This window comes from Agrobacterium sp. 22094 (assembly GCF_052046015.1).
Lineage (GTDB): Bacteria > Pseudomonadota > Alphaproteobacteria > Rhizobiales > Rhizobiaceae > Agrobacterium > Agrobacterium cavarae.
The window spans coordinates 868346-882323 of record NZ_JBQEPX010000001.1 but is presented as its reverse complement, the minus strand read 5'-3'; the positions used below and the strand labels follow the sequence as shown (position 1 = coordinate 882323).

The 13978-nt window shown below is 57.5% G+C and carries 17 protein-coding genes; 6 read left to right on the top strand and 11 right to left on the bottom strand.

Annotation, left to right across the window (positions count from 1 at the left end; all coding sequences use genetic code 11):
- Nucleotides 1-12: 12 nt before the first annotated feature.
- Entirely contained in the window at nt 13-549 is a 537-nt protein-coding gene (locus tag ACTJK5_RS04205) for a GNAT family N-acetyltransferase (RefSeq protein WP_440611899.1), read from the top strand.
- A gap of 155 nt (nt 550-704) precedes the next feature.
- Here ACTJK5_RS04205 and ilvD read toward each other — a convergent pair whose 3' ends face one another.
- The gene (ilvD, locus tag ACTJK5_RS04200; RefSeq protein WP_062440763.1) at nt 705-2540 is read right to left on the bottom strand and encodes a dihydroxy-acid dehydratase; all 1836 of its coding nucleotides are present in this window, start codon (nt 2538-2540) and stop codon (nt 705-707) included.
- A gap of 260 nt (nt 2541-2800) precedes the next feature.
- Here ilvD and ACTJK5_RS04195 point away from each other — a divergent pair, with 260 nt between their 5' ends.
- From ACTJK5_RS04195 to msrQ, 3 genes are all read left to right on the top strand, one after another.
- Nucleotides 2801-3253 carry a hypothetical protein gene (locus ACTJK5_RS04195; RefSeq protein WP_440611898.1) on the top strand — a complete coding sequence of 151 codons (453 nt, stop codon included), beginning with the start codon at nt 2801-2803 and terminating at the stop codon, nt 3251-3253.
- Between the two features lie 191 nt (nt 3254-3444).
- Nucleotides 3445-4386 (top strand): protein-methionine-sulfoxide reductase catalytic subunit MsrP, encoded by a 942-nt coding sequence (msrP, locus tag ACTJK5_RS04190; protein ID WP_440611897.1) that lies wholly within the window; start codon nt 3445-3447, stop codon nt 4384-4386.
- A gap of 1 nt (nt 4387) precedes the next feature.
- Nucleotides 4388-5047, top strand: a complete 660-nt coding sequence (gene msrQ, locus ACTJK5_RS04185; protein WP_440611896.1) for a protein-methionine-sulfoxide reductase heme-binding subunit MsrQ — start codon at nt 4388-4390, stop codon at nt 5045-5047.
- On the opposite strand, the gene ACTJK5_RS04180 is transcribed toward msrQ, so the two are convergent.
- Nucleotides 5019-5426 carry a DUF2809 domain-containing protein gene (locus ACTJK5_RS04180; protein ID WP_440612558.1) on the bottom strand — a complete coding sequence of 136 codons (408 nt, stop codon included), beginning with the start codon at nt 5424-5426 and terminating at the stop codon, nt 5019-5021. The two genes, msrQ and ACTJK5_RS04180, sit on opposite strands and share 29 nt — an antisense overlap.
- 80 nt (nt 5427-5506) lie before the next feature.
- On the opposite strand from ACTJK5_RS04180, the gene ACTJK5_RS04175 reads away from it, so the two are divergent.
- Nucleotides 5507-6364 (top strand): DUF817 domain-containing protein, encoded by an 858-nt coding sequence (locus tag ACTJK5_RS04175; protein WP_153311613.1) that lies wholly within the window; start codon nt 5507-5509, stop codon nt 6362-6364.
- Nucleotides 6365-6551: 187 nt separating this feature from the next.
- Entirely contained in the window at nt 6552-6929 is a 378-nt protein-coding gene (locus ACTJK5_RS04170) for a hypothetical protein (protein WP_112955088.1), read from the top strand.
- 594 nt (nt 6930-7523) lie between these two features.
- On the opposite strand, the gene rplQ is transcribed toward ACTJK5_RS04170, so the two are convergent.
- The 9 genes from rplQ to rpsE form a co-directional block, all read right to left on the bottom strand.
- On the bottom strand, nt 7524-7949 hold the full coding sequence (rplQ, locus tag ACTJK5_RS04165) for a 50S ribosomal protein L17 (RefSeq protein WP_062427518.1): 426 nt from the start codon (nt 7947-7949) through the stop codon (nt 7524-7526).
- Nucleotides 7950-8066: 117 nt separating this feature from the next.
- Nucleotides 8067-9077, bottom strand: a complete 1011-nt coding sequence (locus ACTJK5_RS04160) for a DNA-directed RNA polymerase subunit alpha (protein ID WP_003495228.1) — start codon at nt 9075-9077, stop codon at nt 8067-8069.
- A gap of 185 nt (nt 9078-9262) precedes the next feature.
- On the bottom strand, nt 9263-9652 hold the full coding sequence (gene rpsK, locus ACTJK5_RS04155; RefSeq protein ID WP_062427519.1) for a 30S ribosomal protein S11: 390 nt from the start codon (nt 9650-9652) through the stop codon (nt 9263-9265).
- 137 nt (nt 9653-9789) lie between these two features.
- Nucleotides 9790-10158: a 30S ribosomal protein S13 gene (gene rpsM / locus ACTJK5_RS04150; protein ID WP_062427520.1), complete on the bottom strand. Its 369-nt coding sequence runs from the start codon at nt 10156-10158 to the stop codon at nt 9790-9792.
- Nucleotides 10159-10382: 224 nt separating this feature from the next.
- Nucleotides 10383-10997 carry an adenylate kinase gene (locus ACTJK5_RS04145; RefSeq protein WP_062427521.1) on the bottom strand — a complete coding sequence of 205 codons (615 nt, stop codon included), beginning with the start codon at nt 10995-10997 and terminating at the stop codon, nt 10383-10385.
- Nucleotides 10994-12334, bottom strand: a complete 1341-nt coding sequence (gene secY / locus ACTJK5_RS04140; RefSeq protein ID WP_062427522.1) for a preprotein translocase subunit SecY — start codon at nt 12332-12334, stop codon at nt 10994-10996. The genes ACTJK5_RS04145 and secY overlap by 4 nt, the downstream gene beginning before the upstream one ends.
- A gap of 358 nt (nt 12335-12692) precedes the next feature.
- Nucleotides 12693-13172 (bottom strand): 50S ribosomal protein L15, encoded by a 480-nt coding sequence (gene rplO, locus ACTJK5_RS04135; RefSeq protein ID WP_062427523.1) that lies wholly within the window; start codon nt 13170-13172, stop codon nt 12693-12695.
- Nucleotides 13173-13188: 16 nt separating this feature from the next.
- Nucleotides 13189-13395 carry a 50S ribosomal protein L30 gene (rpmD, locus tag ACTJK5_RS04130; RefSeq protein ID WP_062427524.1) on the bottom strand — a complete coding sequence of 69 codons (207 nt, stop codon included), beginning with the start codon at nt 13393-13395 and terminating at the stop codon, nt 13189-13191.
- An 11-nt stretch (nt 13396-13406) separates the two neighbouring features.
- Nucleotides 13407-13976, bottom strand: coding sequence for a 30S ribosomal protein S5 (rpsE, locus tag ACTJK5_RS04125; RefSeq protein WP_062427525.1), 570 nt, complete (start codon nt 13974-13976; stop codon nt 13407-13409).
- Nucleotides 13977-13978: the final 2 nt, after the last annotated feature.

Here is a 13978-nt window from a genome sequence, read left to right as displayed (position 1 = left end):
ATGATGAGGTCCATGAGCAAGGTCGCCACCTATCCTGTCGTGCTGACGTCGAGACGGCTCCTGCTGCGGCCGCTGAAAATTGCGGACGCTACAGGGCTCGCGCGGATCACAAACGATCCACTTGTCACACGCAATCTACTTAAAACCGCAATGCCTTTTACCACCGCCGATGCAAGAGAACTGATCTTACGAGCCCGAAAAAAGAAGAGCCCGGTTTGGGCCATCGACACCGGTCAACTCGTCGGTCTGATCGGCCTTGCGGGTGAATTCGGCTATTGGCTAGGCCGCAGCGCTTGGGGCAGAGGCTTTGCCTCTGAGGCAGCACGTCTTGTCATCAACCATGCTTTCGAGTGCCTGGAGATCGACACGCTTCATGCCAGCCCGATCGCGGACAACAAAGCATCTCGTCATCTGCTGGAAAAGCTGGGGTTTGAAAGGAACGGCGTCGCCAGAGCCTTTTGCTGTCAGCGTAGCAAGGTCGTGCCCCTTATCCGTTACAAGCTTAAGCGGCTGACATGGGAAAAAGCTCAAAGCCGCGACCGAAGATGAAGGTGAAGTCTCAGCCCTTATCCAGAAGCGGCATGGTGATCAGGACCTGATTCAATCTCATAACCAAACCTCCCAATCCTTTGAAGAAAATGAAAAAACGCCCGTGTCAGGGCGTTTTCTTTTTAAACAAGATCATGCTGAGACCGGGAGAAAACTCACTCCGGCAGAATGCGAACAGCACCCTTATCTGCACTGGATGCAAAGGCGGCATAGGCCTTCAGCGCGGTGGTGACGTTGCGCTTGCGGAACTCCGCCGGCTTCCAGCCAAGCTGGTCCTGCTCTGCGCGACGGGCCGCAAGTTCGGCGTCCGAAACCTTGAGGTTGATCGTGCGGTTGGGGATGTCGATCTCGATGGGATCGCCCTGACGTACGAGGCCGATGGCGCCGCCCTGGGCCGCTTCCGGAGAGGCGTGACCGATGGAGAGGCCTGACGTGCCGCCGGAGAAACGACCATCGGTGATCAAGGCGCAGGCTTTGCCGAGACCCTTGGATTTCAGATAGCTCGTCGGATAGAGCATTTCCTGCATGCCGGGGCCGCCCTTCGGGCCTTCGTAACGGATGACGACGACATCGCCCGCCTTGACCTCGTTGGAGAGAATGCCCTTCACCGCAGCGTCCTGGCTTTCATAGACGACAGCGCTGCCATTGAACTTTAAGATGCTCTCGTCCACGCCAGCCGTCTTTACGATGCAGCCATCCAGCGCAATGTTGCCGTAAAGAACGGCAAGGCCGCCGTCCTTCGAGAAGGGCTTTTCGACTGAGCGGATAACGCCGTTTTCGCTGTCGGTATCGAGATCGTCCCAGCGCGAAGACTGGCTGAAGGCAACCTGGGTCGGCACGCCACCAGGTGCCGCCTTGAAGAACTCGCGTACTGTTTCGGAATTGGTGCGGGTAATATCCCAGCGGTCGATGGCGTCACCCAGCGTGGGCTCATGAACAGTATGGCAATCGCGATTGATAAGACCGCCGCGGTCGAGTTCACCGAGAATACGCATGATGCCGCCGGCGCGGTGCACGTCTTCCATGTGCACGTCCTGCTTGGCAGGCGCGACCTTGGAGAGGCAAGGAACCTTGCGCGAAAGCCGGTCGATGTCTTCCATCGTAAATTCGATGCCGCCTTCATGCGCCGCTGCCAGAATATGCAGAACCGTATTGGTGGAGCCGCCCATGGCGATATCGAGCGACATGGCGTTCTCGAATGCAGCCTTGGAAGCGATGGTGCGCGGCAGCACAGTCTCGTCATCCTGCTCGTAATAGCGACGCGCCAGATCGACGATCAGGTGACCGGCTTCAACGAAGAGACGCTTGCGATCGGAGTGGGTCGCGAGCGTCGAGCCGTTGCCGGGCAGAGACAGGCCGAGCGCCTCCGTCAAGCAGTTCATCGAGTTGGCCGTGAACATGCCCGAGCACGAACCGCAGGTCGGACAGGCGGAGCGCTCGATGATCTTCACGTCTTCATCGGAAACCTTGTCATCGGCAGCCGCGACCATGGCATCGACCAGATCGAGCGCAACGGTCTTGCCATGCAGAACGACCTTACCGGCTTCCATCGGGCCGCCGGAAACAAACACCGCAGGAATGTTGAGACGCATCGCGGCATTCAGCATGCCGGGCGTGATCTTGTCGCAGTTGGAGATGCAAACCATAGCATCGGCGCAATGCGCATTGACCATATATTCGACCGAGTCCGCGATGATCTCGCGCGACGGCAGCGAATAGAGCATGCCATCGTGACCCATGGCGATACCATCATCCACGGCGATCGTATTGAATTCCTTGGCAACACCACCAGCCGCCTCGATCTCGCGTGCGACGAGCTGACCAAGATCCTTCAGGTGAACGTGACCGGGCACGAACTGCGTGAAGGAGTTCACCACCGCAATGATCGGCTTACCGAAATCGCCATCCTTCATGCCGGTGGCGCGCCAAAGGCCACGCGCACCCGCCATGTTGCGGCCATGGGTTGTCGTTCTGGAGCGATAGACAGGCATCTCGTTATTCCTCGGTTCTCTCAAACTCGCGGGCATATCTCCCAGGCACATCGAAGCGCCCTACCCGCTTAAAATCTGACGCGTCTTCTACTCCATTCGCAAACTCCTGTCACTGTCACCTTGCCGCAAAACAGTACGGTGCGGTACGGTACGCCAATTCAGTTGTTTCTCACCTGTAATCAGCGTGATACGTTGCGTCACACGCATAGGTGCCAGTTGACGCGACTGTCTGTGAGGACGATCCAGGGTTGGGGATTTCAATGATCGCGATGCTTCTGCGGACACTCAGAATAGCACCAGCATCGCTGTTGGCGTTGCCCTGCTTGTCCCAGGCAGCCGAAGTAAAAGTCCAACAGGTTCAGGTAGCAGTTCTCCTTGACGCCTCCAATGAGCCGCTCATCGCGACAGCAGCCTGCGAAAGCGGCAGGAACTGCGCCATCATTTCGGAACCAAAGCTCGGCATTACGGTGGGTATCGAGTTAGGTCAGGCAAACGGTATCGACGCAAACACACTGACCGTTGCCTGCGCGTCGCCCTGCTCGTTCCATACAGGTCAAGCGCGTATCGCCTTTAGGGGCCAGGAAACCTTCAATCTTTTCGAGGGCGAGTCCCCCGGCGTCATGCACTATCTCGTCCAGCGCCCGAGGAAAAAAATCGGCGAAATCTCCGTCATTACAGTACCCAGCGAACCAATCCTTCGTCCACCTATCTGACCAGAATCTAGACCTTGTTTTACAAAGAAGGGCGCTCGCTCGTCATAGCAGACGAACATATCGCATCGCGTTTTCACTTTCGCGCGATTAAGTGAACCGACGCCTGTTGTTTGCCGTAAACCAGGATCATATCATATGGACCTGCCTCATCATGCACGTCCGGTGCAGCACCTGTTTCTCAGGAGATTTCGATGCCCGTCTATCGCCCACCCCGTATCGCCTCCAGCGAAATCACGCCGCGCGATGTTTATCTCTCCAGGCGTCGCTTTCTCGGCACGGCGGCGGGGCTCGCAGCCATTGGCCTGACGGGTCGCGAGGCGGTCGCAGCGCCCCTGACGGCGAAGCCGGGCGCCTACAAGCTGGATGAACAACTGACGCCGCTTGATGCCGTCACCAGCTACAACAACTTCTATGAATTCGGCGTCGGCAAATCCGACCCGAAAGAAAACTCCGGCAAGTTCAAACCGACGCCCTGGACCGTGAAGGTCGACGGTCTTGTTGGCAAGCCAAAAGAGTTCGGGCTCGAAGAGCTGATGAAGTTCGACCTTGAGGAACGTCCTTACCGCATGCGCTGCGTCGAAGGCTGGTCGATGGCGATCCCGTGGATCGGCTTCCCCCTGGCAAGCCTTCTCGACAAGGTAGAGCCGCTTGGCAGTGCAAAATTCGTTTCCTTCGAGACCGTCGTTCGCCCCGATGAGATGCCGGGTCAAAGCGGGCTTTTCCAGCCGCTCAACTGGCCCTATGTCGAAGGCCTACGCCTCGACGAGGCCCGTCATCCCCTCACCATTCTGGCTGTCGGCCTCTATGGCGAGACGTTGCTGAACCAGAACGGCGCGCCGATCCGCCTCGTGGTTCCCTGGAAATACGGTTTCAAGGGCATCAAGTCGATCGTGCGCATTTCGCTGGTCGAGAAACAGCCCGAAACCACGTGGAAAAACTCCAACGCGCGGGAATACGGCTTCTATTCCAACGTCAATCCTAACGTCGATCATCCCCGCTGGAGCCAGGCCACCGAGCAGCGCATCGGCGAAGGCGGCTTCTTCAGCGTCAAGAACCGGCCGACGCTGATGTTCAACGGCTATGAAGACGTTGCTAGCCTCTATACCGGCTTGGACTTGAAGGCGAATTATTGACATGGCATTCGCCCTGCCCCTGCCCTCATTGCCCAAACGCTACCAGCCCGCCGCCATCTGGGCACTCTACATTCTCGGCCTCTGTCCCGGCCTCTGGTATTTTTACCTGGCCGCGACAGGTGGGCTTGGCTTTAATCCCGTCAAGGATTTCGAGCATCTTCTGGGCATCTGGGCTCTGCGCTTCCTCTGCCTCGGGCTGCTGGTGACCCCACTGCGCGATCTGTTCAACATCAACCTGATTGCCTATCGACGCGCCCTCGGCCTCTTGGCTTTCTATTATGTGCTGGCGCACTTTGCGGTCTATTTGACGCTCGATCGCGGTTTGGTCTTCAGCTCCATCATCGGCGATGTTCTGAGACGCCCCTACATCATGTTCGGCATGGCGGGACTGGCGATGCTTCTGCCCTTGGCATTAACCTCGAACCGTTGGTCGATCCGCAAGCTCGGCTCGCGATGGAACACGCTCCATAAGCTCGCCTATCCGGTGCTCATCGTCGCCGTTCTTCACTTCGTTCTGGCGCGCAAGAGCCTGACCTTGGAACCGGCTGTCTACATCACCCTCACGATCCTGCTCCTCGGCTATCGCCTGATCCGGCCAACCATCATGGCGCGGCGCAGAGCCCGCAGAGCCGCTACCGCTTCGCGAACTGCCGCGCGATAGCGGCAGCCATTCCGATACCGGCGAAATAGCAAAGGATATTCCACGGCGAGAACACGCGGCCAAGCAGCAAGGTGCCGGTCGGCGTGTCGCGGAATGTATCCAGCGCCGGGAAATGCACCAATCTCAACAACTCCACAGCGATAGCGAAGCAGCATGTGGCGGCGACGATGAAAAGCTGCGTCCTGTGGTTCACGAATAGCAGCGCCGACAGGAGATAGACCATCGCGCCCCACAACACCGAACCGCCATATTTGACGATGAGGAATGGCAGTCCGATCGTGTATCCGTAACGCCGCAGCGCCAGTCCCGCCAGAATGACAAGGATAAGGCCTGACAGGATCAGCACTCGGGACGCATAAAATTTGCCGCTATCGATCATCATCATCCTGCCTTACGTCGATTCCCTCACCCATTTCGCGACGCCGGTAAACAGGAGCATAGACCTTGGTATCCGATACAATGTTTCCGGCGACCCGTCTGTCATTCCTTGATCATTATCTTTGCGACGCGCGGCCTTGGGGAGGCTTGAGCGGCATCAGGCGCTTTGCCGTTGAATTCCTCTACTTCGGTATCAAGAATGCCAGAGCCTGCCTATTTGCCGGGCTGTTCTTCCTGTCCATCTTTCTGGTGCCGCGGGCCGGCCTCTTCGGCCTGCCGCGCTACGACGTTCTCCTCGTCATTGCGTTGACGATCCAGATCTTCATGATCTGGAGCAAGCTCGAGACGCTCGATGAGGCGAAGGCGATCTTCCTGTTTCATATCGTCGGCTTCGCGCTGGAATTGTTCAAGACATCCGGCACCATCCAGTCATGGTCCTACCAGGACTTCGCTTACAGCAAAGTCTTTGGTGTGCCTCTGTTTTCCGGCTTTATGTACGCGGCCGTCGGCAGCTACATCATTCAAGCGTGGCGGCTATTCGATTTGAGAATTCGCCATCATCCCCCTTACTGGATGGCAACGCTGATCGCGCTTGCGATCTACGCCAACTTCTTCACACACCACTATATTGGCGACTATCGCTGGTACATCGCCGCCTGCGCGCTGGGCCTTTATGCCCGCACCACAGTGACCTACCGCCCCTATGACAGGGATCGTGAGATGCCACTGCTTCTTTCCTTCATCCTCATCGGCTTCTTCGTTTGGCTGGCGGAAAACATCTCTACCTTCTTTGCCATCTGGAGCTACCCCAACCAACTCGGCGCATGGTCCGCAGTGAGCCTCGGCAAATGGAGTTCATGGTCGCTGCTCGTCATCATGACCTTCACCATCGTCTGCCATTTGAAGCATATCAAACACAGAATCTTCATCCCGGAGTAGAGACCGACTATAAACACACCTAAAGGTTTGGTTTCACTCCCAAAAATCGTACGAGAAACCACAATTTACAGACTTTCAGATGAGGCCTATTTTCAAGTCTTATGCCGGATAACGGCCGCCGACATGACGTCGTGAAGATCTGCGTGATGACCACGAAACGTTCTGCCTCTCTTGAAAGGAACCGGCGTTGCGTATTGGTATCTTCATTCTTCTGGCAAGCCTGTCCAGCACTCCGGCTTTAGCCGCCTCCACCGTCAAGCCTGGCCCCTCCCAGACGGATTACATGTTCCAGTGTGGAGCGACCTTCATCATCAACGCCCACGCGTTGCAGGATGGTCCAAAATCCGCCAAGGCGAGAGCGCAGGCGCAGGCTTACGAAAGCAGGTTCAACAAACTCGCTGCGATGGCGGAAGCGTCTTTCGAAGAGAACAGAATGTCGAAGTCGGAAGCCCGGACCTACCTGCAGAAGCACGTCGACACGATGTCCGCGATCTTTGCCAAAGACCCCGACTCCATGAAGCGCTTCGTCACGCTTTGCGACGCGCGTTTCCCGGAAAAACAGTAGGCCGGTCAAACCCTCTCATGGACGGACGCCGGAGTATCTCGCAATGGCGTCATTCGCACAACGAAGGTGCGCCGTTCGAGCAACACCCATAGGATGTTGCGGCGTTGTCCCGAAGCAGCAACGAGCAGAACTGATAGCGAGAGGCGTCAGCCTACACCCGCCGACGTCGTTTAACCGTATAGCCAGAGAAAACCACGTCCGGAAAAATCGATCGGCATTTTCGACCACTATTGGGCAAGAAAGCCGCGACGCTTCAAAGTGTCCCTGCACTAGCCTGTGTCGGCCGATACAAACCGCGTTGGTGTCACAGTGCTGGCCACACCGCGACTTGAGACATCAATGCATGAACCGGTAGGTTCTGACAGCATCGGCCCGAAAATCGAAATCGATTTTCGCAAAGCACGATGCTTAGATCAAAGAAGATGGACCGTCCTTTGGTCGTCCAATAGGGCGCATCACGCTCTAGACATTTCGACACCGGTCATCCAACCGCTTCCCCACCATGCCGGACCACCAGCACGACCATACAAGAACGCAAAAAAGCCGGGTGATCGCTCACCCGGCTTCTCAAGTCTTGATGCTTAAGCGTGAAGCTTATGCAGCTTCGGCAGCAGCCGTCTCAGCAGCAACGCGAGCCTTGTCGGCTGCGCCCTTGGCGTCAACGTCGCGCTCGACGAATTCAACGACAGCCATAGCCGCGTTGTCGCCCTGACGGAAGCCAGCCTTCATGATGCGGATGTAGCCGCCGTTACGGTTTGCGTAACGAGCTGCAATCGCGTCAAAGAGCTTACGGACAGCGTCCTGGTCCTTGATCTGCGAGATGGCCTGACGACGAGCGTGCAGGTCGCCGCGCTTGCCGAGCGTAACCAGCTTTTCTACGATCGGGCGAATTTCCTTCGCCTTCGGCAGAGTGGTGACGATCTGCTCATGGGTGATGAGCGAAGCCGCCATGTTGGCAAACATTGCCTTGCGGTGGCTGGCGGTTCTATTGAGCTTGCGGCCTGAATTTCCGTGGCGCATTGCTATTCTCCTTTAGTGCAGGTTCCCTATCCGGTCCTGCCGTTTCCTGGCACATGCAGACGAGTGGTCTGCTGTTTGACGGGGAAAGGCAGTCTTTGAGGGCCTGCCTTTTCTTTGTTAGTACTGGTCTTCGTAACGCTTAGCGAGATCTTCGATGTTCTCTGGTGGCCATGCGGGCACTTCCATGCCGAGATGCAGACCCATGGAAGCGAGAACTTCCTTGATTTCGTTGAGCGACTTGCGACCGAAGTTCGGCGTGCGAAGCATTTCGGCTTCGGTCTTCTGGATCAGGTCGCCGATATAGACGATGTTGTCGTTCTTCAGGCAGTTTGCCGAACGAACGGACAGCTCGAGCTCGTCGACCTTCTTGAGAAGTGCCGGGTTGAACGCCAGTTCCGTAACCGATTCTTCTTCTGCTTCCTTCTGCGGCTCGTCGAAGTTGACGAACACGCCAAGTTGGTCCTGAAGAATACGAGCGGCGAAGGCAACGGCGTCTTCGCCGGAAACCGAACCGTTGGTCTCGATCGTCATGATCAGCTTGTCATAGTCGAGAACCTGACCTTCACGGGTGTTTTCCACCTTGTAGGACACTTTCTTGACCGGAGAATAAAGGCTGTCCACAGGGATGAGGCCAATCGGGGCATCTTCCGCGCGGTTACGCTCTGCAGGCACATAGCCCTTGCCGTTGTTGACGGTGAATTCCATGCGGATTTCAGCGCCGTCGTCGAGCGTGCAGATGACATGGTCGGGGTTCAGGATCTCGATGTCGCCAACCGTCTGGATATCGCCAGCGGTAACGGCACCAGGGCCCTGCTTGCGCACGACCATGCGCTTGGAGTCATCGCCGTCCATCTTGATGGCGATTTCCTTGATGTTGAGCACGATATCCGTCACATCTTCCCGAACGCCGGGGATGGAGGAGAACTCGTGCAGGACGCCGTCGATCTGCACGGCAGTCACAGCGGCGCCACGCAGAGACGACAGGAGCACGCGACGCAGCGCGTTGCCGAGCGTCAGACCGAAACCACGCTCCAGCGGCTCGGCAACAAGCGTTGCCTTGGTGCGGCTGGAGGACGTGAACTCGACCTTGTTCGGCTTGATCAGTTCCTGCCAATTCTTTTGAATCATCTTTAAACCTTCCGTTCGCCGCCACCATCCAATCGTGGCGGACCGAGCATGATCACCGAGAGGAACCGCAAAGGTTCATCGGAGGGTTTCAAGCGTAAGCACACCGGCCACGCCGGCAACCACACGCCGATTACGCGAAAATTCCGCCAAACCGATGGAAAGGCGGAACCTCCAGACAGAACGCGTTAGACGCGGCGCTTCTTGCGCGGGCGGCAACCGTTGTGCGGGATCGGCGTCACGTCGCGGATGGAAGTGATGAGGAAACCGGCAGCCTGCAGAGCGCGAAGCGCGGACTCACGACCCGAACCCGGACCGCAAACCTCGACCTCAAGCGACTTCATGCCGTGTTCCTGAGCCTTCTTGGCGCAATCTTCAGCAGCGATCTGGGCAGCGAACGGTGTCGACTTACGCGAACCCTTGAAGCCCTTGGCACCAGCAGACGACCAGGCAATCGCGTTGCCCTGTGCGTCGGTGATGGTGATCATCGTGTTGTTGAAGGTCGAGTTGACGTGCGCTACACCCGACGTGATATTTTTGCGTTCGCGACGGCGTACGCGTGCGGCTTCCTTGGCCATGATAGTCCTTTCATTGATCTCTTCACCGCCGTAACACCAGCGGCTACACCGGCGCGCCGCCCGCTTGCGGGCATTGCGCCAAACTCAGAAAGGCTGGCGCGGTTCGCACCAGCCTCCTCTTCCGCATAAACGGAAAATTACTTCTTCTTGCCCGCGATGGCCTTCGCTGGACCCTTACGGGTACGAGCGTTGGTGTGCGTGCGCTGACCGCGAACCGGAAGGCCACGGCGGTGGCGCAGGCCACGGTAGCAACCGAGGTCCATGAGGCGCTTGATGTTCATCGCGGTTTCGCGACGAAGATCGCCTTCGACCTGGTAATCGCGGTCGATGGTTTCGCGGATCTGAAGGACTTCAGCGTCCGTCAGCTGATGAACGCGCTTGTCGGCCGAGAGACCAACCTTGTTCATGATTTCCTGCGCGAATTTCGGACCGATCCCGTGAATATAGGTCAAAGCGATAACAACGCGCTTAGCCGTCGGGATGTTGACGCCAGCGATACGTGCCACGTCTATTCTCCTTGCGTTCCAGTTGCCATCCGGCAAGTGGTGCTTCCATTTGAGCGGCACGATGCTGCCGCCAGTTCAAATTCCTGTTCGTCACAAGTCAAAACGACCGAACCCGGACTTTCCTTCCCTAAAGGAAAATCCGCGCCAGTCGCTTGGGTTGTCGCGAGTTGGCGCGGTGTTTAACGGAATCGGTTCAAAAAAGCAACCGGCCCCGCCAAGATTCTTTAGATCCGCGCAGCAGAGGCCGCCGGGCTGTTGTCTTTTTCCAGGGCGCCAGCGATTGCGGCGGTCACCGCATCCACATCGGCCATGCCGTCCAACACGACGAGCTCGCCCTGCTCGCGGTAATATTCGGAAAGCGGCGCAGTCTTCTCACGATACTCGGAGAGGCGCTTGCGGAAGGCTTCCGGATTGTCGTCCGACCGAACGGTTCCGCCAGCAGCGATCGTCTCAGCCACACGATTCTCGATTCGGCGCACCAGCGCCTCTTCGTCGACCTTGAGCTCGATGACCGCATCCAGCTGAATGTTCTTCTGCTGAAGATTCTCACTCAGAGCCTTGGCCTGCGGTACCGTCCGCGGGTAGCCATCGAGAATGAAGCCGTTCGCACAGTCAGCCTGCTCGATCCGTTCGGACACGATCTGGTTGACGATATCGTCCGACACGAGACCACCGGCATCCATCACCGCCTTGGCGCGCTTGCCGATGTCCGTTCCAGCAGTCACAGCCGCACGCAGCATATCGCCGGTGGAAAGCTGCGGAATGCCGTACTTGTCCGTCAGACGCTTGGCCTGTGTTCCCTTGCCTGCACCTGGCGGTCCCAAAAATATCAGTCTCATCGTCCCCTCTTTCCTCCACGCAGTTTCGATTTCTTGATCAGCCCCTCATATTGCTGAGCAATCAGGTGGCCCTGGATTTGCGCAACAGTATCCAGAGTTACACTGACTACGATCAAAAGCGAAGTACCACCAAGGGCTAACGGTATGCCTGTACGGGCAATAAGTGTCTCAGGAAGGATACAGACGAAGACAAGATAAATGGCGCCGACAACCGTGATGCGTGTCAGCACGTAGTCAATGTACTCTGCGGTGCGCTCGCCGGGGCGAATGCCGGGAATGAAGCCGCCATGCTTCTTCAGATTGTCCGCCGTGTCCTTTGGATTGAACACGATCGCCGTGTAGAAGAAGGCAAAGAATGCAATCAGCAGGCCGTAGAACAGCATGAAGAGCGGCTGGCCGTGCTGGAGAGACGCAATGATCGTCGTCGCCCAGGAAGGAAGGTTGGTGCTGTTGGTAAAGCCCGCAGCCGTTGCCGGCAGGAGCAGCAGCGAGGACGCGAAGATCGCAGGGATAACACCCGCAGTGTTCAGCTTCAGCGGCAGGTGCGAGGTGTCGCCCTGGAACATGCGGTTGCCGACCTGACGCTTCGGATATTGGATCAGAAGCCGGCGCTGGGCGCGTTCGACGAAGACGATCAACGCAATTACCAGGATGGCCACGATGACCACGGTGAGAATCAGCGTCGTGGACAGCGCGCCAGTGCGGCCAAGCTCCAGCGTACCGGCCAAAGCCTTCGGCAGACCTGCAGCGATACCCGCAAAGATGATCAGCGAAATACCGTTACCGATACCGCGCGAGGTGATCTGCTCGCCAAGCCACATCAGGAACATTGTGCCGCCAAGCAGCGTGAGGACCGTGGAAACGCGGAAGAACAGACCTGGATCGACAACGAGGCCAGCACCGCTCTCGAGCCCGACGGAAATGCCGTAGGCCTGCAGCGTACCGAGCAGCACCGTGCCATAGCGCGTGTACTGGTTGATGATCTTGCGGCCAGCTTCGCCTTCCTTCTTCAATGATTCCAGCGACGGCACGACCGATGTCATCAGCTGAACGATGATCGAAGCGGAGATGTAGGGCATGATGCCGAGCGCGAAGATCGCCATGCGCTCGACAGCGCCGCCCGCAAACATGTTGAAGAGACCGAGAATGCCGTTCGCCTGACCGCGAAATGCCTGGGCATAGGCTTCCGGGTTCAGACCGGGAAGCGGAATATGCGTACCGAGGCGATAGACGAGAAGTGCGGCAAGGGTAAACCAGAGGCGCTTTTTCAGATCTTCAGCCTTGGCGAAGGTCGAAAAATTCAGGTTTGAGGCCAGTTGTTCCGCTGCTGAAGCCATAAAATTCTCCGCATGACCCTATCCAGCAGCACGGTGAACGGCGTCTCCGGCAGGGTCCATAAAGATACTGGTTCAAAAACCGGGCTTCGGACGGAAAGCGACTGTAACGTCGCAATCATGCCTCACCCTTGTTTTCGTATGTCCTATCCCCTCCCCCTACCGAGTTCAAGGTCAAAGGGAGTTCAAGGACTGTGAGGCACTCACTTGCGCTGCACGCTGCGGCATTTTGAGCGCGAGACATGCGAGATCGCAATGAGTCGCTGCGCATTTCCGTCAAATCGATTAGATTTTCAAAGACTTACGTAGCGTAAAGAGAAACGCCCGGGGCGAAACACCCCGGGCGTTCAGAGATCATATATTACTCGGAAGCTTCCGGCGCAACAACGAGGAGCTTGATGGAGCCACCAGCCTTCTCGATTTTTTCAAGCGCAGGCTTGGAAGCGCCGGCGACTTCGAAAGCCACCTTTGCCGTCAGCTCACCGTCGGCCAGGATGCGTACGCCGTCCTTCGGACGACGGATCACGCCAGCAGCCTTGAGAGCAGCGGCATCAACCGTTGCCTTGGCGTCGAGCTTGCCGGCATCGATCGCAGCCTGAACGCGGCCGAGCGAAACGGTCACGTATTCGGAAGCGAAGATGTTGGTGAAGCCGCGCTTCGGCAGACGACGGTAGATTGGCATCTGACCGCCTTCGAAGCCGTTGATGGCAACGCCCGAACGAGCCTTCTGACCCTTGACGCCGCGACCACCGGTCTTGCCCTTGCCGGAGCCGATACCGCGACCTACGCGGATACGGTCCTTGGTGGCGCCTTCGTTGTCTCTGATTTCATTGAGTTTCATGATAGGTTCCTCCGTCTCACTTCTCGTCTACGACGCGAACGAGATGCTGGACCGCACGAATCATGCCACGAACAGAAGGCGTATCTTCCAGCGTGCGCTGACGGTGCATCTTGTTAAGACCCAGGCCGATCAGCGTCTGACGCTGGATCTCCGGGCGGCGATTTGGGCTGCCGATCTGTTCGACCGTAACAGTCTTCTTGGCTTCAGTAGTGCTCTTGGCCATGATCCAGATCCTTACTCTTCAGAAGCGACGCCGGATGCGACGCGACGTGACTGAAGGGTTGCATACTTGAGACCGCGCTGAGCAGCGATGTCCTTCGGATGAACCTGATGCTTCAGAGCGTCGAACGTTGCACGGACCATGTTGTACGGGTTCGAAGAGCCCGTGGACTTGGCAACAACGTCGTGAACACCGAGCGTTTCGAAAACAGCGCGCATTGGGCCACCGGCGATGATACCGGTACCAGCCTTGGCGGAGCGCAGCAGAACCTTGCCGGCGCCATGGCGACCGTTAACGTCGTGGTGCAGCGTGCGGCCATCGCGCAGCGGAACGAAGATCAGATCGCGCTTGGCAGCTTCAGTTGCCTTGCGGATTGCTTCTGGAACTTCACGAGCCTTGCCGTGACCAAAGCCAACGCGGCCCTTCTGGTCGCCGACGACGACGAGAGCTGCGAAGCCGAAACGACGGCCACCCTTAACAACCTTAGCAACGCGGTTGATAGCGACCAGCTTGTCGACGAATTCGCTATCGCGCTCTTCGCGGTTCTGGCGATCGTCGCGAGAACCTCTTTTTTCCTGTGCCATTG

What these genes read in the sequence shown, in the direction of transcription:
- ACTJK5_RS04205 (WP_440611899.1), top strand. Translation starts at nt 13, where the DNA reads ATGAGCAAGGTCGCCACCTATCCTGTCGTGCTGACGTCGAGACGGCTC.
- ilvD (WP_062440763.1), bottom strand. Translation starts at nt 2,540, where the DNA reads ATGCCTGTCTATCGCTCCAGAACGACAACCCATGGCCGCAACATGGCG.
- ACTJK5_RS04195 (WP_440611898.1), top strand. Translation starts at nt 2,801, where the DNA reads ATGATCGCGATGCTTCTGCGGACACTCAGAATAGCACCAGCATCGCTG.
- msrP (WP_440611897.1), top strand. Translation starts at nt 3,445, where the DNA reads ATGCCCGTCTATCGCCCACCCCGTATCGCCTCCAGCGAAATCACGCCG.
- msrQ (WP_440611896.1), top strand. Translation starts at nt 4,388, where the DNA reads ATGGCATTCGCCCTGCCCCTGCCCTCATTGCCCAAACGCTACCAGCCC.
- ACTJK5_RS04180 (WP_440612558.1), bottom strand. Translation starts at nt 5,426, where the DNA reads ATGATCGATAGCGGCAAATTTTATGCGTCCCGAGTGCTGATCCTGTCA.
- ACTJK5_RS04175 (WP_153311613.1), top strand. Translation starts at nt 5,507, where the DNA reads ATGTTTCCGGCGACCCGTCTGTCATTCCTTGATCATTATCTTTGCGAC.
- rplQ (WP_062427518.1), bottom strand. Translation starts at nt 7,949, where the DNA reads ATGCGCCACGGAAATTCAGGCCGCAAGCTCAATAGAACCGCCAGCCAC.
- ACTJK5_RS04160 (WP_003495228.1), bottom strand. Translation starts at nt 9,077, where the DNA reads ATGATTCAAAAGAATTGGCAGGAACTGATCAAGCCGAACAAGGTCGAG.
- rpsK (WP_062427519.1), bottom strand. Translation starts at nt 9,652, where the DNA reads ATGGCCAAGGAAGCCGCACGCGTACGCCGTCGCGAACGCAAAAATATC.
- ACTJK5_RS04145 (WP_062427521.1), bottom strand. Translation starts at nt 10,997, where the DNA reads ATGAGACTGATATTTTTGGGACCGCCAGGTGCAGGCAAGGGAACACAG.
- secY (WP_062427522.1), bottom strand. Translation starts at nt 12,334, where the DNA reads ATGGCTTCAGCAGCGGAACAACTGGCCTCAAACCTGAATTTTTCGACC.
- rplO (WP_062427523.1), bottom strand. Translation starts at nt 13,172, where the DNA reads ATGAAACTCAATGAAATCAGAGACAACGAAGGCGCCACCAAGGACCGT.
- rpmD (WP_062427524.1), bottom strand. Translation starts at nt 13,395, where the DNA reads ATGGCCAAGAGCACTACTGAAGCCAAGAAGACTGTTACGGTCGAACAG.
- rpsE (WP_062427525.1), bottom strand. Translation starts at nt 13,976, where the DNA reads ATGGCACAGGAAAAAAGAGGTTCTCGCGACGATCGCCAGAACCGCGAA.